This window comes from Phycisphaeraceae bacterium (assembly GCA_020851465.1).
Classification (GTDB): domain Bacteria; phylum Planctomycetota; class Phycisphaerae; order Phycisphaerales; family Phycisphaeraceae; genus JADZCR01.
Genome location: JADZCR010000001.1, coordinates 180,847 through 204,295 on the forward strand (window position 1 = coordinate 180,847; position 23,449 = coordinate 204,295).

The window sequence follows — 23,449 nt, forward strand, 5'->3', positions numbered from 1 at the left end:
GTTTTTTGGATTTCGATATCCTTTTTTCCTATGAAGACAATCCTCATCACCGGCGCGAGTGGTTTCATCGGTACCCATGCGGCAAAAGAGTTTGCCCGCGACCATCATCCAATCCTGCTGAGTCGCAAGCAGCCCGACGCTCCAGGCAAGTGGTACAAGGGATCATTCGAGCTTTTTGAAGACCTGCGCCAGCTCGACGCACATCAAATCGACGCCTTGGTACATCTGGGTGCGGTGACCGGCGGCTGTTCAGAAGAAGACGGCCTGGCGGTCAACGTGCAGGGCACGCGTCGACTTCTGCGCTACCTCATTGATCGCGGCACGCGCCGATTCGTCCTGGCGAGTTCCATCGCCACCGTCGGACTGCTCGACAACCGCTTTCTGCCTCTGCAACTACCCATCCCCGATGACCACCCCTGTCTTGCCTTCGACTTCTACGGCCTGTCGAAGTATCTGATGGAAGAGGAGACCCGATACTTCGCCCGCAGATACACAGATGCGGATTTCGTGAATTTCCGAATCGGAGCGGTCGTGCCCGTGGATTGGAGCCCCAAGGATGTAACCGCGCAGACTCCGCCGACGTGGTCGCCGCCATGCCTGCTTTCCAATGTCTGCGTGGTGGATGTCGTGGCTGCGATCCGTGCTGCGCTGACCGGCAGTCCTAAGCCGGGAGTCCGCGTGCTCAACCTCGTCGCGCCGACCGCCACAGCCGACGACCCTGTGCCGGCCATCCTCCGCGCCAGCTTCGACCCGCGATGGAAAAGCTACGACCTGTCCCACTATGAAAAGCCCGGACATGAATATGCCCCGATCTTTTCCATCGCAAACCTGAAAAAAGAGCTGGGCTTTACGCCGCAGATTCCGGTGCGGCCGCGCGAGTTCCGCGCCTGGAAGGCAAAGCAAACCTCCTGACGCACTTTTGTCTCCGAGGCGGAAGCAGTAGATCGCCGACTGATCCGGCAGAGATGTCGATCGCGCCCTCGTTTGTTTTGGATACCGCAAGCCGGTGACGCACACCACGTACGGCTCTGTTTGCCGCTATTTCACGCGCTCTCTATACTCGCCGCCCCACACTCACACCACTGGGAGCACTACCTTGAAACTTTGCGTCAGCACCTACAGCCTCGCGCGATGGCGGAATGAAAATAACAAGACACTCGAAGACTCCATCGACTGGATCGCTGAGAACGGCGTGAAGGCAATCGAGTTTTCCGGCCTCGACAAGCAGGCTGAAGCCAATCCCCTGAAGCGCGCCGCGGCGCTCCGCAAGCGTTGCGAAAAACGCGGCCTGCATGTTGCCGGCTTCAGCGTCGGCGCCAACCTGCTGCTCAACCCGACTGAACAACGCAAGGTCATCGAAAAGGTGAAACGCGATGTGGACATCGCGGCGGAACTCGGCGCCCGAAACATGCGCCACGATGTGGCCTACGGCTTCAACGATGCGAATAAGGACCTCAAAGGGCCTAAGACATTCGCACACGCACTGACAGTCGTCGTTCCCGCTGTCCGCGAGATCACCGAACACGGCGTCAAATGCGGCGTGAAAACTTCCCTCGAAAATCATGGCTTTTTCATGCAGGCCTCCGAGCGTGTCGAGAAGCTCATCAAAACTGTCGGCCATAAAAACTTCGGCCTGACTCTGGACATGGGTAACTTCCTCTGCGTGAACGAAGACCCGGTCAAGGCGGTCGCCCGTGTCGCCAAGTATGCGATCATGGTCCACACCAAAGACTTCCATGTGAAGCTCAAGAAGCTGCGCCCGCCTACCGGCTGGTTCGACACGCCGACGGAAATCTCGCTCCGCGGTGCAATCGTCGGCCATGGCATCATTGACATCCCCAAACAACTCGCACTGATCAAAAAGTCGGGCTACAAAGGCTACCTGTCGCTGGAGTTCGAGGGCATTGAAGAACCCGCGATGGCGATCAAGACGGGGTTGGACTACCTGACGCAGGAACTCAAAGCGATCAAAGCTCTGGGTTGAAAAAAGGAAGACGCGGGTACGGACGCCTCTGCTCACAACTTCTAAACATGCGCACGATGTTGAGAGCGGGTGTTATCCCGTCGTGTGAGTCGGGATGTCTTCGCCCCCTGCGTGTAAGGAACTGATGTGAAAAGCGTCGCTCGATAAGCTGTGCTGCGAGTAGCTGCGCTCAACTTGGGTGCTCGATCAACAAGCGTCTACTTTTTCGAAAATACTCCAGGACGTCTCGTTGTTGAGATGGCTTTGTCCGCGTAGAATCCGACGTTCATCAACCTCGTCTGCGGGTGTAACTCAACGGTAGAGTGTCAGCCTTCCAAGCTGAATGCTGCGGGTTCGAGTCCCGTCACCCGCTTTTCCGATCCTGCCCTCGCGGCAACTATGTCCTCTCTCGTTTCGCATGATCAAGACCAAACCCTGTTCTCTCTCCACAAATTGTCAACAATCTAACTGATTATTTTACAAAACATTAAAGATTACACATTTTCCAAATTTGACTTGAGACTTGTTCTCAATCATCCTTGAGAATCAGTCGCATTTACTTTTATGGAGATGATTCTCATGGTTTGTTCGTGTCTGTCGTTCGGCGTTGTCCCGTCGTCCCTGCTTTCCCGTCGCGTTGCAACGCGCGATGTACGAGTGCGGTTGTCGGGGTTTACGCTCGTTGAATTACTGGTGGTCATCGCGATCATCGGATTGCTGGTAGGCATCACGCTGCCGGTGCTCAGTCGGGCGCGCATGGCGGGGGCTGCGTCGGTCAGTCTCAGCAACATGAGGCAGATGGGTATAGCCGTCGGATGCTACGCCACGGAAAGCAACCAGTACCTGCCCAAGCACGAGGGCTGGTTCAACGCACCGGGGGTATTCTCCGAGATCAGAAACACCGACACCTCGTTGACTTTTCCTTCTGACGGCAAGACGGCTCGTCGGACGCACTGGCCGGACCACCTGTTCCGTTATGTCGAGATTCCGTCGATCTACATCAGCCCCCTGCTCACCGAGCAGGAACGGGCAGACTTCACCACCAAGTTTGTCTCCGAACAATACATCAACGACCCGAAAGCCATGTATGGCGGGTACGGATGGAACTACCAATATCTGGGCAGCGATCGTCGCGCGTTTACCGGCGCGCCGGCCTTCTATGTGCGTGTGGATGAGATCAAAGCTCCTACGAACACCGTCGCCATCGCCGACACCGCCGGTTCGCGCAAAGGCATCGCGACAAACCGTCCCGGCGAAGGCAACTCGGCGGTGTACGTTGTCGATCCGCCCCTGGGATCGGTGACACTGGGCTCCCAGGGTGCCCGCCGCACCGCCCCAGCCGCGGGTAACTCCTACTACACACAGCCGGCCGGCACGGGCGGTGACCAGCCCGATGGCACAGCCGAAACCTATCTCTACCGCGCCTTCCCCGCGGAACGAAACAACGGTGCTGCCCACTTCAGCTTCCTCGACGGCCACGCCAAAGCGATGAAGCTGGCGGAGATCGACGACTTCAACAAAGACGGTGTTAAAGACAACGGGTATTGGAACGGCAAGGGAGACCCGTTTGTCCAGTAATGGATCGGAGGAGGCCGCCCCCCTCTCCCAGCGTGTTGTTTTTCCCGCGCTGGAGAGAGGCCTGGGGTGCGGACACTTGCCGCCTGATCCCGTTTCACCGATCGTTCTTTACATCCCACGAGTGAAAGCATCGTGACCGCAGCGCCATCTCTACAGACAGCTCCCGCCCTGGCTGCGCTTTCCTCACGCACGCGCAGCCGTGATCTCTATCGCATCGTGTGGCGGTGGCATTTTTATGCGGGCCTGCTCATCGCGCCGTTCCTGCTGATATCTGCGGCGACAGGAGTGCTGCTCGTTTACGCGCCAGAGCTGCGCGTCATGAGTTACCCGGATCGCTACCTGAGCAGCGGTTCAACCTCCGCGGCTGCACTGACACTCGATGAGCAATACCTCATCGCCCGTGCAGCACAGCCGGAAGCAAAGATCGAAACCATCCTCGTGGATGGGCCTGAGCGCACGACGCTTTTTACGATGAAACGCGGAGACGGCCCGCCGCGAATGCTGGCGGTGGATCCTTACGAAAAATCACGCACCGTCAGCTTCAAGGCAAAGGACGACTGGCTCGGCGACATCGAAAACTTCCATCGCCGTCTGTTTATGGGGACCACCGGCCGCATCATCACCGAACTGGTCACCGGGTGGGCGATGATCATGGCGATCACCGGCATCTTTCTCTGGTGGCCTCGTGGAAAATTCTGGCGTGAGTCCGCATTAAAAATCCGCTTTCGACAGGGTGCCTATCTTGCCCTGCGCGACTCGCACGCGGTGATCGGTGCGCTCGTGGCTCTGCTGGTGATCGCGCAGGCGTTCAGCGGATTAACCATGTCGCTGGTCGAGGGAGGACTGATCAAGTCGTACCTCCTCCGTGTTCCGCCGCGTACCGCACCGGCTGAACGGCGTGGAGGAGTTGATGTGAACAACCACGAATCACACGACAACGGACCGGCTCTTTCGTGGGAAGCTGCCCGACTCATCGCGGTGAAGACTGGATTCACCGACGTGCCGCTGAGCCTTCGTCGTGCGGCACGGGGAGCGGTTGTCGTGACGGAAAGGCCGCGCTTCGGCGCCGCCGCTCCGCGCAGCGTTGAGATCGATGCCGCCGGCCAGATTGTCCGCCGATTCACCGATCCTCGCACCGCTCCGCTGTTTTCCCGTGTCGCCAAGAGCGTGCATCTGGGAACGATCGGCGGAGGATGGAGCCTGATGCTGTCGCTGGTAGTTGCGGTGATCCTCGCGGGGCTGTGTGTCACCGGCTGCATCATGTGGTGGATTCGTCGCCCGCCCGGCCGATGGGGCATGCCCGCTCGCGTCAAAGATGCGCGACTGAGCTGGGGTGTGCTGACAGCGATTTTGCTGGTCGCTTTGCTCGTGCCGGTGGCGGGAGCTTCCATGCTGGTGGCGTGGGCGGCGGATCGCCTCTGGCAGAGATTTACGCTCAGAGCTGCTCAGTCGTCAGGCGCAGCTGAATAGCATTAGTCGTCCGGTACAACGAATGAACGGTTTGCACATTCCGCTTTCATCCCCCTAAACTCTCGCCTGCGCATGAGGGGTACTCTCACCGTACATTGGGAATTCTTATGGCCAAGATCACCTTCATCGGGGCTGGTTCATCCGTATTCGCAAAGAACATTCTTGGTGACAGCATGCTCGTGCCGGCACTGCACGATTCGCACATCGCGCTGTACGACATCGATCCGCAGCGGCTGCGTGAGTCGCAGTTGATGCTCGAAACGCTCAACAGGAACATCAATCAGGGCCGGGCGACCATCACGACCCACTTAGGCACGCGCAACCGCAAAGCTGCGCTCAAGGGCGCCAGCTACGTCGTCAATGCCATCCAGGTCGGCGGGTACAAGCCTTCCACCGTCATCGACTTCGAGGTTCCCAAAAAGTACGGCCTGCGACAGACCATCGCGGACACGCTGGGCATCGGCGGCATCTTCCGCACGCTGCGCACGCTTCCGGTCATGTGGGACTTCGCCCGCGAGATGGAAGACGTCTGCCCTGGCGCATGGCTGCTCAACTACACCAACCCCATGTGCATGCTCGTCATGGGCATGACCCTGTACACCGGGGTCAAGACCGTCGGTCTCTGCCACAGCGTGCAGGCGTGTGTACCCGGACTTCTGGGTGAATGGGGCACCAACCATCCCAGCCAGAACAGCAAGGATCTGCGCTGGAAAATCGCGGGCATCAATCACCAGGCGTGGCTGCTCGAACTGACCGACAAGGGACGCGACATCTACCCGGAAGTGAAAAAACTTGCGTTCGCCAAAAACGACGCTGCACGAAAATCCAATGGTAAAAAACACTGGGATATGGTCCGCTACGAGTTCATGCGGCACTTTGGCTACTACATCACCGAGTCGAGCGAACACACCAGCGAATACATGCCCTACTGGATCAAGAGCACGCACCCGGAGCTGATCAAAGAACTCAACATTCCGATTGATGAATATCTCCGCCGCTGCATCAACCAGATCGCCGGCTGGAAAAAACAGCGGGACGAGATCGTGAAAAACCCGACCCTTTCCCACACTCGCGGACACGAGTACGGCTCGTACATCATGGAAGCGATCGAAACCGGCAATCCGACACGCATCCACGGCAACGTGCTCAACAACGACCTGATCACCAACCTCCCGCGCAACGCCAGCGTGGAAGTCGCCTGCCTGGTGGACAAAAACGGCGTCCAACCGATCCACGTCGGACGCCTGCCCGAACATCTGGCGGCAGTCAACCGCACCAACATCAACGTGCAGATCATGACCGTCGAAGCTGCTTACACTCGCAAACGCGAGCACATTTACCACGCAGCGTATCTCGATCCGCACACCAGCTCAGAACTGTCGCTCGACCAGATTCGTGACCTGTGCGACGACCTGATCGACGCCCACGGGAAAATGCTGCCCAAGTATCGGTGAGCCATGCCGGCGGTAAGATTCCGCCATGCGCCACCGTCTCGACCTCTCAGGCTACTGGCAGGGTCGGCTGGAGTTGAATCCCGCCATCGACGTATCCGCGCCTGCTGTCATCGAGCAAGACTTCTACATTCCCCTGCCGTGGAATAAGCAGATCGACCACCTGCGCTGGCCGAGCGAGACGCAGGAGCTTTCCGGCATTGTCCGACCGACACAGAATCAGAACTTCCGTGACGTGATGCGGAAATTCAACGAGGGGACGATCACCTATCGCAAAATGGTGTACGTACCCGACGGCGCGGATCGCCGCCCGCCGTCACGAGTATTTCTGGTGTTCGAGGGGAGTAACTACCGCACCACCGCGCGGGTCAACGGTCAGGAAGTCGGCACACACGAAGGCGGACACCTGGGATTTGAGTTTGAGGTGACTGACGCCATCGCGATTGGCGGCGAAAATCATCTGGAAATCACCGTGGACAACCTGCGAAGCCCAGACGCTGCGCCGCAGGAGCAGTTCAACTGGCAGAACTACGGCGGGATCTACCGGCCGGTCTGCCTCGAATGGCGGCCGGAGGTTTATGTCGATGCGGCCTGGGTGACCACCGGCCGTGACGGCACGAGTTGGTTTGCCGATGTCACCGCACAGATCGTCGGTGCGCCTCGCGGACCGGTGACGGTGCAGATCAGCTCCGGCCGGGAACGACAAACCGCCACACTCGAAGGCGGCCTCACCCGGACAGCGAGAGTGCGCTTCGTCGCGCCCGTCGTGTGGGAGCTGGGAAGAGGCGGCCTGAGCCAGTGGACCATCACCTGTCCGTCAGTGTCCGGCGTGACCGACAAAGTCACGGGATTGACCGGCTTCCGCAACGCGGATTTCGCGTCCGGACACTTCATCCTCAACGGTAAACCCACCCGCATCCTCGGCGCATCATGGCATGAACAGCATCCGACCTTCGGCAACAGCGTGCCCGGCTGGCAGGTGACACGTGATATTCAGCTCATGAAACAGGTCGGCCTCAATGCCGTCCGTCCCGCGCACTACCCGCATGCGCAGGCGTTCTATGACGCATGTGACCGCGAGGGAATGCTCGTCATTGCCGAGATGCCCTGCTGGCAATTCCACCCGCATCAGTTTGCCAGTACCAAAGTCCGTGACCTCTGCTGCGAAATGGCGCGTCAGATGGTTCGGCAACTCGGCCATCATCCGTGCATCGTAGGTTGGGTGATTCAAAATGAATCGAAGACCTTTGAACCCGGCGCAGCCGAGTTTTTCAAAGCCATCCACGACACGTTCAAGCAGGCTGATCCGACGCGGTTCACGATCACCGCAGAGAGTCCCGCTCCGCCGGAACACCTGACGGTGGTTAAAAAAGTAAGCGGTGAGCCGACCGGCGGCTTACCGCCGACGAGTGCGTATGTCGATGTACTGGGATTGAATTGCTACGCGGGCTGGTATGCGGACAAAGCGGAATTTCTCCCGAAGCTGCTCGATCATGTGAAGTCGCTTTGGGGAAACAAGCCGCTGATGGTGACCGAGTTCGGAGCGGAGGGCATCCTCGGCCAGCGATCGCTGGAGATGCATCCCTGGACAGAGGATTACCAGAGCGAACTGCTCTGCCGACATATCCGTGCGATCCTTGATCGTGAATGGGTCGCTGGGTTTTTTCTGTGGCTTTTCATCGACTATGAAGCTGCATCAATCTCGATCCGCGGGATCAACGCCAAGGGACTGGTGGACGAGTACCGACGCCCGAAGCTGGCGTTTGATACGGTCAAGGCGTTGCTCGCATCGCGAAATGATCTCGGCTGATTTGCTTGTACGATTAAACCCGCCCTTATAAACAGAAACTTGTCGATCAACTCACCGTCTCATTCAGCGCAGCCGCTTACGGTATGCGGTTTGTCGAACTGCTCTGACCTGTCACTTTCTCGCCTGCTCATGGCGGAAATGCCCCGACTCACTCACGCTCCTGTTCGGATAGGCTCTCGGTCGGATCATCAGCACAACAAACAACGTGGAAGTCCACGTTAAGATTGGGTGAATACCCCTGCTTGCGGAAAGCGAACATGCCCGAATTCCAAGGCACTTTTCCGTCGGAAGCTGAAGTCCTGCTGCGGCTTGGGCTGGCGGTACTCATGGGCCTGGTCGTCGGCTATGAGCGGGAATCACGCGGCCGCGCCGCCGGGTTGCGCACCACCATGCTCGCCTGTGTCGCTGCCTGTGTGGCGATGCTTCTTTCCACACATCTGCATCAATACACCCCCGGTAACGGCTGGAGACCCGACCCTGCACGACTCGGTGCGAGTGTTCTGGCGGGAATGGGATTCCTCGGTGCCGGTGCCATCCTCCGCGAAGGCAACACCATCCGCGGCGTCACCACGGCCGCTGTTCTCTGGTACGTCACCATTCTGGGCTTGTGCTTCGGCGCGGGCTTTTACCTTCTGGGGATCCTCGCCTCCGGCATCGCCTTCATCGCGCTCTTCATCATCCCGCCGCTGGGTGGATTGATCGCCAACGATTGGTATGGCGTGGTCACGGTCGTTCTCGACGCCACCGGCCCAAGCGATGCCGCCATCCGCGACACCATCAATGCCACCGGCGTGCGGGTGAAAAAGACCGACCTCCACTACCAGTTGCTCGATGGTCGGCGAACGCTGCGCTTCGACGTGAAATACAAAAAGACCGACCTGTTCGAAGTTTCCCAGCGCGTCGCTGCTGCTCTCAAAGCCCATCCGGGCATCATCGAGCTAAGCTGGGCTTGATCAGCGGCATCACGCAGCAGTTTTCATCAAAGCTGCGTCTGCTTCAGGACGGTTCACACGTCCAGCTCCTGCGCTTCTTCCGCACGCTCCATGATGAACTTGAACCGTGCTGATGCGTCCTTACCCATCAGATCCGCAATCACGCGATCCGACAGCAGCGGGTCGGCGATCTCCACGCGAAGCAGGCGGCGCTTCTTCGGGTCCAGCGTCGTATCCCACAACACCTTGGGCATCATCTCGCCCAGCCCCTTGAATCGCGTGATCTCCGGCTTGGCGCGCCCGCCGTGTTTCTTCACCAGTTCATCGCGCTGGGTGTCATCGGCAGCCCAGTATGTTTCCTTGCCGATGTCCACGCGGAAAAGCGGCGGTTGGGCCAGAAACACCTTGCCCGCTTCCAGCAAACCGCGCATGTGACGGAAAATAAAGGTCAGCAGCAGCGTCGTGATGTGATGGCCGTCCGAGTCGGCATCGGCCAACAGGATGATTTTCCCGTAGCGCAGCCGACTGATATCGAAATCCTTGCCGATCGAGCAGCCCAGCGCGACCACCAGGTCCGCCAGCTCTTTGTTTTCCAGCACCTTGCCCAGTGCCGCCTGCTCGGTGTTGAGCACCTTGCCGCGCAGAGGCAGGATCGCCTGTGTACCGCGATCACGGCCCTGCTTGGCGGAACCACCGGCTGAGTCACCCTCGACAATGAACAGCTCGCTTTCATCGGCGCGGCGACAGGTGCAGTCGCTGAGCTTGCCCGGCAATGTCGCCCGACCGGAAGTCGCACCGCGACGGGTAATCGCCTGGCTCGCGGCGCGCGATGCCTCACGAGCTCGCGCCGCCAGAATGATCCGCGCCACGATGCCTTCTGCCGTCGTCTTGTTATGGTTGAGCCAGTGTTCGAGCACCGGCCGCACCGCGCCGTCGATGTGAGCCTGCACTTCGGGGTTGTTCAGTCGATCCTTCGTCTGTCCCTGGAACTGCGGCTCGGTGACGAAAGTCGAAAGTACGCAGACCATGCCCTCGCGTATGTCCTCCGCGGTGATCGTGACGCCCTTGGGCGTCAGGTTGTGAGTCTCGATGAAATTACGAAACGCCTTGCCGATCCCGGCCCGCAGACCCAGCTCGTGAGTCCCGCCTGACCCGGTCGGAATGCCGTTGACGTAACTGCGCACGTGCTCATCGGTAGCTTCGGTCCACTGGAGCGCAAGCTCGACCTTCACGCCGTTCTCACGACTGAGCGTGAACGGCGGATCGTGGATCGGTTTGGCGTTTCGTTCCGTCAAAATCTTTTTGAGAAACGCGACGAGGCCTTCTTCGTGCTGGAAGGTGTATTTCTGCTTGTTCACCTCATCGTTGAACGCGACCTTGATCCCCTTGTGGATGTAGCTGGTGATCTCCAGTCGATCGCGGATGAGCAGAGGATCAAACTCCGTCTTGGGAAAGATGGTCGGGTCAGGATGAAAATAGATCGTGGTGCCCGACCCGCGCGCCGGACCGAGTTTTTTAAGCGGTCCCTGGGGCTTTCCAGCCTTGAACCGCATCTCGTACTCGTGACCGTCACGGCGCACGGTGGCGATGAGTTCCTTGGAGAGCGCGTTGACGACCGACGCGCCGACGCCGTGAAGCCCGCCGGAGGTCTTGTAATTCTGGTGTTCAAACTTACCGCCGGCGTGAAGCTGACAGAGGACGACTTCGAGGCCGGACTTTTTGGTTTTGGGGTGAATATCGACGGGGATCCCGCGGCCGTTATCGCTGACGGTGATGCTGGTGCCGTCGGCATCGAGTGTGACTTCGATGGCGGTGGCGTGGCCGTTCATGGCTTCATCGACGGAGTTGTCGAGGATTTCCCAGACAAGGTGGTGAAGGCCCGCGCTGCCGACGCCGCCGATGTACATACCGGGACGTTTGCGGACTGGCTCAAGGCCTTCGAGCACCTGGAGATCTTTGGCGGTGTAAGCGGTGGTACTGGTCATCCGTGATCCTTCATGCCGGCAACCGGCTGGCACTTTCCTTCCTCATCAATCCACTATGCTCAGCGATACATCTTTTCTTCTAACTGCCGTTTCATGTACGCGATGTACGACTCATGCGAGCCGGGGCGTGCCTCGTACATGCCCGGGTGACGGCCCAATATCGCATCATGGTGCTCCACGCATTCAAACCCGTGTTCTGCGCCATCGTGTTTACCGAGAAAACTGCTCACCCGTACGCATGAAGCAAACGCAAATCGTTTCTGCAACGCCTCCGTGTCAAACACCACATCGAAGTAAATCCGCTCATGCGTGCCGCCGCTCGACGACGGGCTGCGGTAATCGACCTTATGCCCACGGGTGATCAGTTCTTCTTCCAACGCTCGCAGGTGTTCACAGACCACGACATCCTCCGTCAATCCCCTTCATCGAGCATCACCGGCGGAGCGGGATCGTCATAAATCACGCGCGACAACTCGCCGCGCTGCAGGATCGCGCGTCCCTTGCCGCCCCGACTGGTCAACTCGTACTTGGCGGTGCTGATCGTCTGCTGGCCGCCGCGCGCCGACTCGACATTCATCAGGTCGCGGTCGCCCGTGCTGGCGATGAAACCCAGCACGCCGTCATCCTTGTCCGTAATCTTGATGAGAATCACGCCGCGACCGGGTCCGGTGAGAAAGTTCACCTCTTTTGCACGGCAGAGCAGTGCGTGGCCGTGACGTGTCGCGGTGATGATGACCTCGCTGCCGTGAATGATTGCCACGCCGACGACGTGCGCTCCCTCCGCAGTTCGAGCGAATTTTCTCCCCGCACGAGTGCTGACTTCCACGAACGGCTCGATCCCAAAACGCAGCGCATAGCCGTCACTGGTGACCGCGATGGCGTGGGTGGGCGGCTCGTCGCCTTCTTTGCGGGCCTTGATGTCGGTCGTGACGCGCGGGTCCATTGACGCAGCCGCTACGACTTTCTCTCCGTCCTTGAACTTGAACAGGCTCTGGATCGGCTCGCCGTAACCCGTCGTCGCGGGGATGTCGATGAGTCGGCAGGTGTAACAGGTTCCGAAGTTCGTGAAAAACGCCGCCGTCGCGCGCGTGCTGCCTCGGAACCACGCCATTACACTGTCCCCCTCGCGCAGCCGGGTGGTGGCCAGGTCCTTGACCTCCTTCTGACGTTTCACCCAGCCATCGCGGGAGATGATGACGTCATTGTCCTCCTCGATGATGAAGTCCTCCGCCGAGTATTCCTTTTCCTCGCCGACATCTTCAATCAGCGTGCGGCGTTTGTTGAGCGGATCCTTGCCGTACTTCTCGCCGATCTCCGACAACTCAGCGCGGACGAGTTTCCATCGGCTGTCCTCATCCTTGAGCAGGCCCTTGATCTCACGCGAACGCTTGCGCTTCTCCTCAAGCTCCTTCTGGATGATGAGGATTTCCAGCCGCGCCAGCCGGTACAGCTTCAATTCGAGAATCGCGTCGGTCTGTTCGGCGTCCAACTCGAAACGCTTCATGATCTTTTCGGCGGCGTCGGCTTTGCCTTCGCTCTTGCGAATGATCCGAATGATTTCATCCAGCGCGTCGAAGACCTTTTCAAACCCTTCCAGGATGTGAATCCGTTTGCCCAGCTGCGCCAACTCATGCTCAAGCCGGCGGGTCACGACCTCCAGACGGAACTTCAGGAAGTGCATCAGCACCTCGCGCAGCTCCAGCCGCTCAGGGCGGCCAACCTCAGGATTTTCCGTCGGTATCAGACAGGTCATGTTGACGGCAAAATTGCTCTGCAAGCCGGTGTGCTTGAAGAGATAAGCCATCACCATCTGTTCATCCGCCTCACGCTTTAGCTCCAGCTCGATGCGCACATCGTCGGTCGAAATATCCTTGATATCGACCAGCGGCGGAAGCTTGCGCTGGAGCACAATCTGCGCGATCTCCTCGACCAGCGTCGCCTTATTCACGCCGTAGGGAATGCTGTTGACGATGATCGTCTTGCCGCTGCGCGTGACCGGTCCGGGCTTCCATGTGGCGCGGATGCGGAAGCCGCCCTGTCCTTCCTTGTAAATGCGCTTGATCTCGCTCCGCGGGTTGAGAACCTGTGCTCCGGTTGGAAAATCCGGGCCTTTGATGTAATTGCAGAGCTGATGCGTGGAAAGCTCCGGGTCGTCGATGAGCTTGATCAGCGCATTGCAGACTTCGCCAAGGTTGTGCGGCGGGATATTGGTCGCCATACCGACGGCAATGCCTGACGCGCCGTTGACGAGCATGTTGGGGTATCGCGCGGGCAGGACGACCGGCTCGGACTTTGTGCCGTCGTAGTTGGGACGAAAATGCACGGTCTGCTGATCTAGCTCGGTGAGCAGTTCGTCGGAGATGCGGGTGAGACGACACTCGGTGTAGCGATAGGCTGCGGCGTTGTCGCCATCCATCGACCCGAAATTGCCCGACCCATCGACGAGCGTCGCGCGCATGACCCAGGGCTGGGCCATACGAACCAGGGCGTCATAGACGGAGCTGTCGCCATGCGGGTGATAGCTGCCAAGAACGGTACCGACGACATCGGCACACTTACGATGCTTGGAATCGGCGGTCAACCCACGCTGCCACATGGTGTAAAGAATACGCCGCTGAACAGGCTTCAGCCCGTCGCGTACGTCAGGCAGGGCTCGAGCGGTAACTACTGATAGCGCATAGTTTAAGTATCCAGTCTGGGCGGCTTCGTGCAGTGCTACCGCACCAGTTCCGTCGCCGTTTCCGCCTCCGACTGAACGTTTTTCACCGCCTCGTCCGCTTCCGTTTCCGGATGAAGAAACGTTGTTCACTTCGGCGCCTGTACCGTCTCGCTCGGACGAGTCGAACAGACTTCCGCCCTGCTGCTTGGATGTGGATTTATTGGGCCTGATCAATGGCCTTGTCCTCCATGACAACTACCAAACTATACCGATTCCTTAACCGATTCCTTAGACCGGCGATCACGTCTTCCGGTCGTTCACCATAGTGGGCATCGGCGGATGATACAAATCAACTGTTGGATTCTTCATCGCCTCGCAGCCGTCAGACTGACGAAAAAATCGTAACCGGCAGATCGCAGGGAATATCCGGTGAACTGCCGCGTTACTCTCGCGTCTGAGTTACCGGCTGAACAATATCGAGCCGACTCTACAATGCGCGGCTTGAACTATTACTGAAAGCGGGTATCCGTCATGTTGATGCGCGCGATTGTTTTCTGTGCCGCTACGTTTATCGCTTCGTCACTCTCAGCCGCCCCGGCGAGCTCTCCTGCCGCGACCACCCGGACGCCCGCCACTCAACCCGCAGACGAGCCGCCCGATTTATCACAATACGACCTGCCCACGCTGCGCGCGATAACAGAGCGGTTATTCGGCACGCTGACCGAAGCGAAGCAACGACTTGCCGCCAATGATGCGGAGATTGCAAAGCTGAAAAAGGAAAACGCTGCGCTGACTCAAAAGCTGGACGAACTCGCCGCCGAAGTAAACGGCCAGAAGGAGCTGATTACCGACCTGCGTAACCGCCTTGAAACCGCGGCGACAGAGACGAAGAAATCTGACGAGCCGACCCGCACCGTTGCGGCAGCAGAGAACGACGCCGTCGCCCGGCAGATCCGCGACCAGCCGGTTAACTTCGCTGAATTGAATGAAAATCCCGCGTCGCATCTGGGTAAGGTGTTCAAGCTGCTGGGCTATGCTTCGCCGACGCAGTATTCGAGTCAGGCCATGTTCAATGACCAGGACTCACCCCGTCAGTATCTGGCGCTGACCAATGCTGCCGGCGATGAAATCTATCTTTCCTATTCCAAAAGCGGCAACGAAAAGCTGACCGCCCTGCTCAACGGTGATCGGTCGCGCGTACCGCTGCGGCTGGAAGTCATTGCCACCGGCACCAAGCCCGACGCCCTGTTCGAAGGCGCCATTCAGAAGTGGGAAGTGCTCAAGTAGCCGCCCAGCCAGCGCGACGACTACGCGCACGATCCACACGAGATGAACCTCAACGCACGCTGATCAACCGATCGCAGCCTCTCGCTGTGCAGAGGCTACGAAGATCGGACTCGACGGTTGTGCGCCGGAGCGTACGTTGACCTTCAACTCACCCCACGGCGTAGCCACGGTCAGCACAGACGGCCCGGTACTCAGATCGCCGACAGGTGAAAGTTCGACACCGTGACCCTTGATGGTCGCACCCAGACGCAGGGCGTCGTGATAAAGCGGGTTGAGCATGTTATCCCCCAGTCGGCCTCGCGGAGCCCACCGCTGAACATCGACGGACGGTTGCTCCGCCATCTTTCGGAACCCCGCCTCGGCCATCGCTTTGACCGCACCGGCCAGTGCGCCGCAGCGCGGAGCGAGTCGGGCCGCCAGGGAATACACGCGACCGCTGACCACCACCCACATCTGCTGGCCGACTTCTCCCCACTTGTCGCGTCCGCCGGCACCGTAACTGCTCGGGAAAAGCTCCACGTCGTCACGCATCCAGCGTTCGTGCAGCTTGAGTATCAGGCGATACGCTGCGGCCACTCCCTCATCACAGCCTTCTTCAAACTCAGCTTCGGCGATATCGCTGAGACTGTTCATGCACACGCCGGTCATGTAGATCGAGGAGATGTATCCCGGATGGGGGCCGGCGCCTAGCTGCCCACCGACCATCCCGCGCGTGTCCAGCACCACGCCGATCATGCGGACAAACTCGCGTGTGCGCTCCCGCGCACGCTCACTCCGCAGATACCGCCGCAGCAAACCCCAGCCGCCGACCTCGAACGCATCCCGCCCGATCGTGTTGCGCGGCCAGTTTGAGCGGAACCACATCCAGTACGCATCAGCGGCATTTTCAACGGCGTCGAGAAAGTAAGGATCGCCCGTTTCGAGATAACCAAACAGCACGTCACGAAACTTCGAGTATGCGCAGGTTTTCCACGGCCAGCCGCCGATCCACTGATGCACGGAAAAATCGGTGTGGTCCACCGCGATATCCGCCCAGTAGTGGCAGTAGTCGAGGCCGGCCTGAAAAAAGTCGGGATCGCCGGACTGGTAGTAATGCTGTAACAGACCGATGCCCGCGAAGCCGTCGTTGCCCAGTCCCGCATTGCCTGCGTCGAACTGATTGCGGCGCATCAGTGAGCGGACGTATTCAGCGGTTACTGACGCGACGCTCTGGAGCTTACCCTTGACGGGCAGGTAACCGCCCGACCACGGTTCACCCGCGACTGCGTACCACCACGAGGGCGCACGGTAGCGCGCGATTTTCGGAGCTGCATCGCTGAGGCTCAAGTCAAACCGCACCGTGCGGGCAAAGCCGGCCGGCCACTCATTTACCGGGGCTGTCTCCACCTGCGGATTAAATGTCCGACTCACCGGGCGCCAGACAACGTCATCCGCGCCCGCGTCGAGTCGGCTCGGATATTCCGCGCCGGAGAGTTGCATCGCCTCGGCGAGGTTGAGCCTGGCGTTTCCCAGGTCGAAGTCAGGCCCGTGCGTCGAGAGTATCGCGCTGACGGGCTTGATTCCCTTGCCGGCGAAGCGGATCAGCGGCAGGCCCTGAAAGTCGTAACCCTCGATGTGAAGTTTGGTGTTGACGAAATGGGCGGCTGCGCGTGCGACGCCGTTGGCGAAGAGCATGAGAAACACATCCGCCCAGAGGTAGGTGTCGCCGTTGTAGATCACGCCGCCGACGCGCACCGCCTGTGCCGCAGCGTTGTTCCAGAGGCGATCGACCTGCACGTTCTGCCAGAAATAATTTCGCTCCCGACCGGTCGGATCGGTCGCGCCACACTGGAGCCGCAGCTCACGCTGGCCGTACTGGAGGACAACCTCAAACTCAACGGTCGTGCAATCCTCAGCAGGCACGCCCCGGAGCGAGGCAATGTCGTAAAACTTTGGCGGCTTGAAGTCGAGCTTTTCCCGGACGAGGTGAGTCGAGACCGTCCATGCGGAGGACGCGGGCGCCGTATGCGAGCCGGCGGAAGAAACCAGCCGCAGCGTGTCGGGCAGACGATGACGGTCAACGATCATCGCCAGCGCACGGCGGGGTGTCCGGTGACGCTCCCACCAGGCGACCGGCTCCATCGCTGCGAGCGGATGATCGATCGCAAGAGCGCCCGCTGACTCGCGCGGCAGAGGCAGAGAAATTAATCCGACGGAGGCGTCGGCCGGGCCGGTGCGTTCGAGTACGAGCTGATCGAGGAGCGACGTCATGGGAACTCCTTGGTGGGATTTTGAGCGGGCTATGATAGTGAATGGTCATGGAGTTGAAACCCGCAAGATGAATATCTCTGCCGGTGATTCTGTGTGATCAGCGGGCGATGGGCGTTTCGATTTTCGTCATCTATCTTTCTCTGGACTCTGCATGTCTGTTCTGACTTCAACCGACCATGCTTTTTTTGCCGAGAACGGTTATCTCCACGTTCCGCACGCTGTACCGAAAAAGCAGTGCGCTGCGGTAGTGTCAGCGATATATGAGTTTCTCGACTTCGACCGGCGCCGCCCCGACACGTGGTATCGCCCCCCGCTCAAGCCGGGCAACGGCGGCATGATCGAGCTTTATCACCACCAGGCGCTCTGGGACAACCGCCAGCATCCGCATCTGCACAAAATTTTCGCGGAGTTATTGCACGAGAAAAATCTCCATTGCAGTCTCGACCGCGTCAGCATGAAGCTGCCGGCAAACTCCCGATACCCCGATTGGGTGGACAAGGGATTTCTGCACATCGACGTACCCCTGCCTGCTGCGAATGACGTGTTACCCGCCAATGCACCGATCAGACTTCAGGGCGTGATCTATCTCACCGACACCACGGAAAACCAGGGCGGGTTCCACTGTGTGCCGGGGTTTAACCATCGACTGCGTAGCTGGGCACAGACCCCGCCATCGGAACGCGCACCCGCGCCGCCCGATTTCTCCGCGATCACGCCGACACCCATTGCGGGCAGCGCGGGTGATCTGATCGTGTGGGATGTTTTTCTGCCCCACGGCAATGGGCTGAACACCACGACCCGGCCGCGTTTCGCCCAGTACGTCCTGATGTACCCGGCCAAAGATGCCTCGGATCAGGATCGCGCTGACCGCGTGCACCGCTGGCGTGGAAGTCTGCCGACGTTCTCAGGCGATCCGCGAAAGATCGAGGAAACGTCCGGCAAGACCGCGACGCTGACTCTGCTGGGACGACGATTGCTGGGGCTGGATGCCTGGGATTAAATGAGCCTTGGCACTCCGCATCCGACTGCCTCTCCCTAATGCTCGCGCAGGATGCAGGCAGACCAAACGCTACCCGCTTGCTGCAATCTGACGATAAACTTCTCCGTTTCCTGCAGTGGAGGTTTTATGCGCATCACCCTGCCCGACGGCAGCATCAAGGAATATGACTCCCAAGCTGGTCCCGTCACCCCTGCGCGCGTAGCCGCGGACATTGGTGCCGGTCTGGCGAAAGCCGCCATCGGCGCGAAGGTCGATGGCCAGCTCTGGGATCTCAACCGGCCGATCGACCATGACGCCAGCCTCGCCATCATCACCAAGCCGCGCACCGACAAGGACGGGAAAACCAAGGGCGAACACAGCCCCGACGCGCTCTACCTGCTGCGCCACTCCACCGCGCACGTGATGGCCGAAGCCATCGAGCGCGTGTACGGCAAAGACAAGGTCAAGCTCGCCTACGGCCCGCCTCTCGACAACGGGTTTTACTACGACATCGCGCTCGATACGCCGATCAGCAGCGAGGACTTCCCAAAGATCGAAGCGGAGATGAAAAACATCGTCGCGGAAAACCGATTGTTCACTCGCTATGAACTGCCTCCATCCGAGGGTATGAAACGACTTGAGATCGAGGGAAACAAGTACAAGATCGACAACGCGAAGCGTGCGATTGACGGCGGCGCGAGATCGCTCTCTTGGTACGCGACCGGAGAGATCAATAAAAACTGGGAAGACCTCTGCATGGGGCCGCACGTGCCTTCCACCGGCGCGATCGGCGCGTTCAAGGTCACCAGCGTCGCCTCGTCGAACTGGCACGGCGATGTCAACTCCGACCGTTTCCAGCGTGTTTACGGCACGGCGTTTTTTTCGCAGGCGGACCTCGATGCCTACCTCGCACAGGTCGAGGAGGCCCGGCAGCGCGACCATCGCGTCATCGGACAGAAGCTCGGCCTGTTCACCATCGACGAACAGGTCGGCCAGGGACTGATCCTGTGGAAGCCCAAAGGCGCGGTCGTGCGCGGCGAGCTGCAGAAGTTCATCAGCGAACATCTGCGCCGCCAGGGTTACAGCCACGTGTTTACTCCGCACATCGGACGGCTTGATCTTTTCAAGACTTCCGGGCACTTCCCCTATTACCGCGAGAGCCAGTACCCGCCGATGATCGACCACGAGCAGATGAAATCGCTGGCCGATGAAAAGTGCGGCTGCGCCGAGCTGGCCAGCCGGATGGGCAGCGGCGACATCGACGGCTACCTGCTCAAGCCGATGAACTGCCCCTTCCACATCAAAATCTACGCCAGCGAAAAACGCTCTTACCGCGACCTGCCGATCCGACTCGCGGAATTCGGCACGGTGTATCGCTGGGAAAAGAGCGGTGAGATCGGCGGGATGACCCGTGTCCGCGGCTTCACCCAGGACGACGCCCATCTTTTCGTCACCGAGGAACAACTCGACTCGGAACTGCTCGGCTGCCTCGAGCTGGTCAAGATCATCTTCGGCACGCTCGGACTCCATGAGTACCGCGTGCGTGTCGGCGTGCGCGACCCGGACTCGAAAAAATATGTCGGCAGTGCGGATCAGTGGGACAAGGCTGAAACCGCCTGTAAACGTGCTGCGCAGACGCTGGGCGTGCCCTTCAGCGCCGAGCCGGGCGAAGCCGCGTTTTACGGACCCAAGATCGACTTCGTGGTCAAGGATGTCATCGGCCGCGAGTGGCAACTCGGCACGGTGCAGGTGGATTACCAGCTCCCCAACCGCTTCGACCTCTCCTACACCGGCGCGGACAACCAGCCGCACCGACCGGTGATGATCCATCGTGCGCCGTTCGGCTCGATGGAACGGTTCGTCGGATTGCTCATCGAGCATTTCGCCGGCGCGTTTCCGCTCTGGCTTGCGCCGGAACAGATCCGCGTGCTGACGATCTCGGATAAGTTCGCCGCCTATGGCAGAAAAGTTCTCGACGCACTGCTGGCGGAAGGATTCCGCGCGACGCTCGACCAGAGCGGCGAGCGCGTGCAGGCGAAAATCAAGATCGCCCAGGACGACAAGGTGCCCTACATGCTGATCGTCGGCGGCAAGGATGAAGCGTCCGGCTCAGTGAGTGTCCGCGATCGGGTCAAGGGCGACGTAGGCGCGGTGAAGCTCGAAGAATTCATTGAGAAGGCAAAGGCGGAAGCGAATCGTCGCGGCGATGCTGCTGCGACGTGATCGACTTTCGTAAGTGCGCCGATTTTCGCAGGTTGAACGCGGGCAAACCATCGAGGCGGCTATGGGCGGAAAGGTTGCGCACGAATACCAAAGTGCGTGGCGTTGGGTATCCATGTCCGCATGATCGCGCCGGGACGCACCTGCCGAGCATCCGCGCCCAGAACCATCTCCGTTGACGACCCGCCATCGAGCGGAATCGCTTCGGTTGCACCCAGGCGGTTCATTTCCACCGCAGCGCGGCGCTCGGTCACGTCATCAAAGACAGCCATCCAGAGCAGCTTCCCGTGCGGATCAAGACCCAACCAGGTCCGGCTGTCACGACGACTCGTGCCGACGTATGGCGTCACCGCGCCATCGTGGACACCCATGACATTGCCGCCGATTCCAAACCGTGCCCGCCGTAAAACCGACTCCCCAGGGGGGCGCGTCGCTTCCATGTGCGGCGTCATGTCATCCTCAAACCAGAGCAAGAACGAACTGCGATCCACATGATTCACGACGTGTTCGGAGACGACCGTCTCCGCGCTGCGGGCGGGCCGGCCGGGAAGCGGAAAATCACCCGCACGATAGAGCGTGCCGTTGACCGCGGCGGCCAGGTCGTGCTCCTTGACGGCTGTGCTCGTGTAACGGAGGCGGTACTCCATTTCCGAAGGTGACGGATAATCCAGAGGCGTGGTGAAGATTTCGATACCGGGTGTTTTCAGATCGACGCGAATCCAGTGCATCAGGCCGCTGCCCTGTTCGTCGGGCGTCAGGCGTTCACAGGCGTAGGTCACGCCGTGATAAATCTCGGTGGCCGGCAGCGGGCCACGGGCAGTCCACCAGCGGAAGCTCAGCCAACCGATGACGATCAGCAGGAGCAGGATGCCGGCGTTCCGCAACCTTACCCACCACCGTGGACGACGCGGCGGCAGCACGGGTGTGACAGGCTCTGATGTCGAGGTGGATTCCGTGCTGCTCAAGTCGATCTCCGGGAGTCACGGCAGGCTAACCGGCAGACTGCCGGACGGAAAGACTCGGCAAACCTATGGCCTGCCTGCGCTGTCACGCAAGACCGTCGCCCAGAAGTGACAAACGGTCGGGATTGGCCGCGATTCAATAACCAAGGGGCTGACGCCTCCGCCTGTCTTTTGTGGAAATTTCCATCGGGTAACGGGCGGAAAAACTCAAAAAAGGCTGTAGGTTTTTGAGGTTTGTTCCTACAATAAACTAGTCGGTTTGATCCAGCGGGAACCTCTCGTGTCGGACGCAGCAAAGCCTATCCATTGTCGGCCGGCGGCTTTTTCGTTCTTCGCGAATCAGTTGCCGAATCTTGAAACGCCCGGCTCGCTGGAGCGCGGTGCGGTCGCCATCGCCATGCACGCGATGCCGGAAATCGATCCTCTCCGAGTCGAGGCGGAAATCAACTCGCTGGCGGAGACGATCCGCTCACGAGTCCGCAGCGGACAGGTGAAGGCAATCCTCGCCCACGCGCACGAAGTGCTCTTTGAGGAGGAAGGCTTCACCGGATCGACTCCGGAACACTACTACTCGCCCGACAACAGTTACATCCCCATCGTCCTGCGACACAAGCGCGGCCTGCCCATCACGCTTACGCTGATTTACAAAGCGGTGCTGGGGCGGCTCGGTCTGCGCGTTTACGGCATTAATGCGCCGTCGCATTTTCTGGCTGGTGTGCAGATTGATTCCGACAATGCCGCACCGCTGATGCTCGTCGATCCCTTCTCCGGCGGAAACGTGCTCAGCCGCGACGAGGCTTTTGAGATGATCGAGCAGGCCGGCCAGCCTACCGTGACGCGATCCGACTCGCTGCTGCAGCCGGCGACACACCGACAGTGGCTCGGTCGGATGCTCATGAACCTTCAGCACATTTTCTACATGCACGACCGGAGACATGATCTGGCGGCTGTTTCGGAATTACAGGGGCTGCTGGGCGCAGGGGCGTAATCGCCGGACGCAGCGCGATCCGCACCCGTGGCATCGAGGCGGCAAACTTCGATACGATAAAACGCATGTCGTCAGAACCCATCGGACTCATCGCCGGCCAGGGACGCCTGCCCGTGCTGACCGCGCAGGGCATCCGTGCGGCGGGGCGACGGGTCGCGTGTGTCGGTCTAACCGATCAGTACGCGCCGGAATTACCCGGACTGTGTGACGACTTCGCTAAAGCGGGCATCATCCGCATCGGTCGGTGGATCCGCCTGCTGCGACGCTGGGGAGTGCGCGAGGCGGTGATGATCGGCCGGGTAAAAAAAGCCCGCATCTTTGAACCCATGCGGCTGTTTCGACAGATGCCCGACTGGCGTGCCGCCAAGCTGTGGTATCGTGTCCTGCGTCACGACCGACGAAACGAAGCACTCCTCGGAGCCGTCGCCTCGGAACTCCTCGCAGGCGGCATCACCTTGGTCGATTCCACCCGTTACATTCCTGACTCACTGGCGACACCGGGCACACTGACCCGCTGCGCTCCGACCGCTGAACAACTGGCCGATATCGACTTTGCCTGGCCGTTGCTGCTGCAGATGAACAACCTCGATGTCGGTCAGGCTATCGCTGTGCGCGAGCGCGAGGTCATCGCTGTCGAAGCGATCGAAGGCACCGACGCAATGATCCGTCGGGCCGGCGAACTCTGCCGCATCGGCGGATGGACGCTGCTCAAGGCAGGCAAGCACACGCAGGACATGCGCTTCGACGTGCCCACCGTGGGTCTGCAAACCATCGAAAACCTCAAACGCTGCAGCGCCAGATGCCTCGTCGTCCAGTCGGGAAAAGTGATCCTGGCGGACAAACTCGAATTGCTCGCTGCGGCGGACAGGGCGGGTATCGCCGTCGTTGGACGATGACAGCGCTGAGATTTGGCGA

General features: G+C 59.8%; 18 protein-coding genes and 1 tRNA gene. 14 read left to right on the plus strand and 5 right to left on the minus strand.

The features are described from left to right. Positions 1-30 precede the first annotated feature (30 nt). The 8 genes from IT444_00670 (at position 31) to IT444_00705 (ending at position 9,225) form a co-directional block, all read left to right on the plus strand. Positions 31-912 carry an NAD(P)-dependent oxidoreductase gene (locus IT444_00670; protein ID MCC7191267.1) on the plus strand — a complete coding sequence of 294 codons (882 nt, stop codon included), beginning with the start codon at positions 31-33 and terminating at the stop codon, positions 910-912. A gap of 184 nt (positions 913-1,096) precedes the next feature. Continuing rightward, positions 1,097-1,984 (plus strand): sugar phosphate isomerase/epimerase, encoded by an 888-nt coding sequence (locus tag IT444_00675; GenBank protein MCC7191268.1) that lies wholly within the window; start codon positions 1,097-1,099, stop codon positions 1,982-1,984. 280 nt (positions 1,985-2,264) lie between these two features. Beyond that, positions 2,265-2,336 (plus strand) — tRNA-Gly (locus IT444_00680). Positions 2,337-2,542: 206 nt separating this feature from the next. Next, complete coding sequence (locus tag IT444_00685) at positions 2,543-3,541, plus strand: type II secretion system protein (GenBank protein ID MCC7191269.1); 999 nt, start codon at positions 2,543-2,545, stop codon at positions 3,539-3,541. Between the two features lie 132 nt (positions 3,542-3,673). Beyond that, entirely contained in the window at positions 3,674-5,011 is a 1,338-nt protein-coding gene (locus IT444_00690) for a PepSY domain-containing protein (GenBank protein ID MCC7191270.1), read from the plus strand. Positions 5,012-5,118: 107 nt separating this feature from the next. Further along, a complete protein-coding gene (locus IT444_00695; protein ID MCC7191271.1) occupies positions 5,119-6,465 on the plus strand; it encodes an alpha-glucosidase/alpha-galactosidase in 1,347 nt (448 codons plus the stop codon). 25 nt (positions 6,466-6,490) lie between these two features. Continuing rightward, a complete protein-coding gene (locus IT444_00700) occupies positions 6,491-8,272 on the plus strand; it encodes a hypothetical protein (GenBank protein MCC7191272.1) in 1,782 nt (593 codons plus the stop codon). Positions 8,273-8,529: 257 nt separating this feature from the next. After that, the gene (locus IT444_00705) at positions 8,530-9,225 is read left to right on the plus strand and encodes an MgtC/SapB family protein (GenBank protein ID MCC7191273.1); all 696 of its coding nucleotides are present in this window, start codon (positions 8,530-8,532) and stop codon (positions 9,223-9,225) included. Positions 9,226-9,278: 53 nt separating this feature from the next. Here the strand turns inward: IT444_00705 and IT444_00710 are convergent, their stop codons facing one another. The 3 genes from IT444_00710 to IT444_00720 are packed head-to-tail and all read right to left on the minus strand — an operon-like array spanning position 9,279 to position 13,998. After that, entirely contained in the window at positions 9,279-11,189 is a 1,911-nt protein-coding gene (locus tag IT444_00710) for a type IIA DNA topoisomerase subunit B (GenBank protein MCC7191274.1), read from the minus strand. A gap of 59 nt (positions 11,190-11,248) precedes the next feature. After that, positions 11,249-11,590, minus strand: a complete 342-nt coding sequence (locus IT444_00715; GenBank protein ID MCC7191275.1) for a hypothetical protein — start codon at positions 11,588-11,590, stop codon at positions 11,249-11,251. Positions 11,591-11,601: 11 nt separating this feature from the next. After that, positions 11,602-13,998 carry a DNA topoisomerase IV subunit A gene (locus tag IT444_00720; protein MCC7191276.1) on the minus strand — a complete coding sequence of 799 codons (2,397 nt, stop codon included), beginning with the start codon at positions 13,996-13,998 and terminating at the stop codon, positions 11,602-11,604. A gap of 381 nt (positions 13,999-14,379) precedes the next feature. Between IT444_00720 and IT444_00725 the strand changes: the two genes are divergently transcribed. Further along, complete coding sequence (locus IT444_00725; protein MCC7191277.1) at positions 14,380-15,135, plus strand: hypothetical protein; 756 nt, start codon at positions 14,380-14,382, stop codon at positions 15,133-15,135. Positions 15,136-15,198: 63 nt separating this feature from the next. Here IT444_00725 and IT444_00730 read toward each other — a convergent pair whose 3' ends face one another. After that, positions 15,199-17,385 (minus strand): hypothetical protein, encoded by a 2,187-nt coding sequence (locus IT444_00730; protein ID MCC7191278.1) that lies wholly within the window; start codon positions 17,383-17,385, stop codon positions 15,199-15,201. Positions 17,386-17,536: 151 nt separating this feature from the next. Here IT444_00730 and IT444_00735 point away from each other — a divergent pair, with 151 nt between their 5' ends. Both IT444_00735 and thrS read left to right on the plus strand, forming a co-directional pair. Beyond that, entirely contained in the window at positions 17,537-18,385 is an 849-nt protein-coding gene (locus IT444_00735) for a phytanoyl-CoA dioxygenase family protein (GenBank protein ID MCC7191279.1), read from the plus strand. Positions 18,386-18,511: 126 nt separating this feature from the next. Next, complete coding sequence (gene thrS / locus IT444_00740) at positions 18,512-20,587, plus strand: threonine--tRNA ligase (protein MCC7191280.1); 2,076 nt, start codon at positions 18,512-18,514, stop codon at positions 20,585-20,587. Between the two features lie 59 nt (positions 20,588-20,646). Here the strand turns inward: thrS and IT444_00745 are convergent, their stop codons facing one another. After that, positions 20,647-21,468 carry a phosphodiester glycosidase family protein gene (locus tag IT444_00745; GenBank protein ID MCC7191281.1) on the minus strand — a complete coding sequence of 274 codons (822 nt, stop codon included), beginning with the start codon at positions 21,466-21,468 and terminating at the stop codon, positions 20,647-20,649. Here IT444_00745 and IT444_00750 point away from each other — a divergent pair. The 3 genes from IT444_00750 (at position 21,452) to lpxI (ending at position 23,430) form a co-directional block, all read left to right on the plus strand. Beyond that, positions 21,452-21,658: a hypothetical protein gene (locus tag IT444_00750; GenBank protein ID MCC7191282.1), complete on the plus strand. Its 207-nt coding sequence runs from the start codon at positions 21,452-21,454 to the stop codon at positions 21,656-21,658. The genes IT444_00745 and IT444_00750 overlap by 17 nt on opposite strands. Before the next feature lie 168 nt (positions 21,659-21,826). Then, entirely contained in the window at positions 21,827-22,534 is a 708-nt protein-coding gene (locus tag IT444_00755; protein MCC7191283.1) for a transglutaminase family protein, read from the plus strand. Positions 22,535-22,599: 65 nt separating this feature from the next. Continuing rightward, positions 22,600-23,430: a UDP-2,3-diacylglucosamine diphosphatase LpxI gene (gene lpxI, locus IT444_00760; protein ID MCC7191284.1), complete on the plus strand. Its 831-nt coding sequence runs from the start codon at positions 22,600-22,602 to the stop codon at positions 23,428-23,430. The last annotated feature ends 19 nt before the right edge of the window (positions 23,431-23,449 follow it).

Bases quoted from the DNA above. Each gene is read 5' to 3' on its own strand.
- IT444_00670 (MCC7191267.1), top strand. From the start codon at position 31: ATGAAGACAATCCTCATCACCGGCGCGAGTGGTTTCATCGGTACCCAT.
- IT444_00685 (MCC7191269.1), top strand. From the start codon at position 2,543: ATGGTTTGTTCGTGTCTGTCGTTCGGCGTTGTCCCGTCGTCCCTGCTT.
- IT444_00695 (MCC7191271.1), top strand. From the start codon at position 5,119: ATGGCCAAGATCACCTTCATCGGGGCTGGTTCATCCGTATTCGCAAAG.
- IT444_00700 (MCC7191272.1), top strand. From the start codon at position 6,491: ATGCGCCACCGTCTCGACCTCTCAGGCTACTGGCAGGGTCGGCTGGAG.
- IT444_00705 (MCC7191273.1), top strand. From the start codon at position 8,530: ATGCCCGAATTCCAAGGCACTTTTCCGTCGGAAGCTGAAGTCCTGCTG.
- IT444_00710 (MCC7191274.1), bottom strand. From the start codon at position 11,189: ATGACCAGTACCACCGCTTACACCGCCAAAGATCTCCAGGTGCTCGAA.
- IT444_00725 (MCC7191277.1), top strand. From the start codon at position 14,380: ATGTTGATGCGCGCGATTGTTTTCTGTGCCGCTACGTTTATCGCTTCG.
- IT444_00730 (MCC7191278.1), bottom strand. From the start codon at position 17,385: ATGACGTCGCTCCTCGATCAGCTCGTACTCGAACGCACCGGCCCGGCC.
- IT444_00735 (MCC7191279.1), top strand. From the start codon at position 17,537: ATGTCTGTTCTGACTTCAACCGACCATGCTTTTTTTGCCGAGAACGGT.
- thrS (MCC7191280.1), top strand. From the start codon at position 18,512: ATGCGCATCACCCTGCCCGACGGCAGCATCAAGGAATATGACTCCCAA.
- IT444_00750 (MCC7191282.1), top strand. From the start codon at position 21,452: ATGCCGGCGTTCCGCAACCTTACCCACCACCGTGGACGACGCGGCGGC.
- lpxI (MCC7191284.1), top strand. From the start codon at position 22,600: ATGTCGTCAGAACCCATCGGACTCATCGCCGGCCAGGGACGCCTGCCC.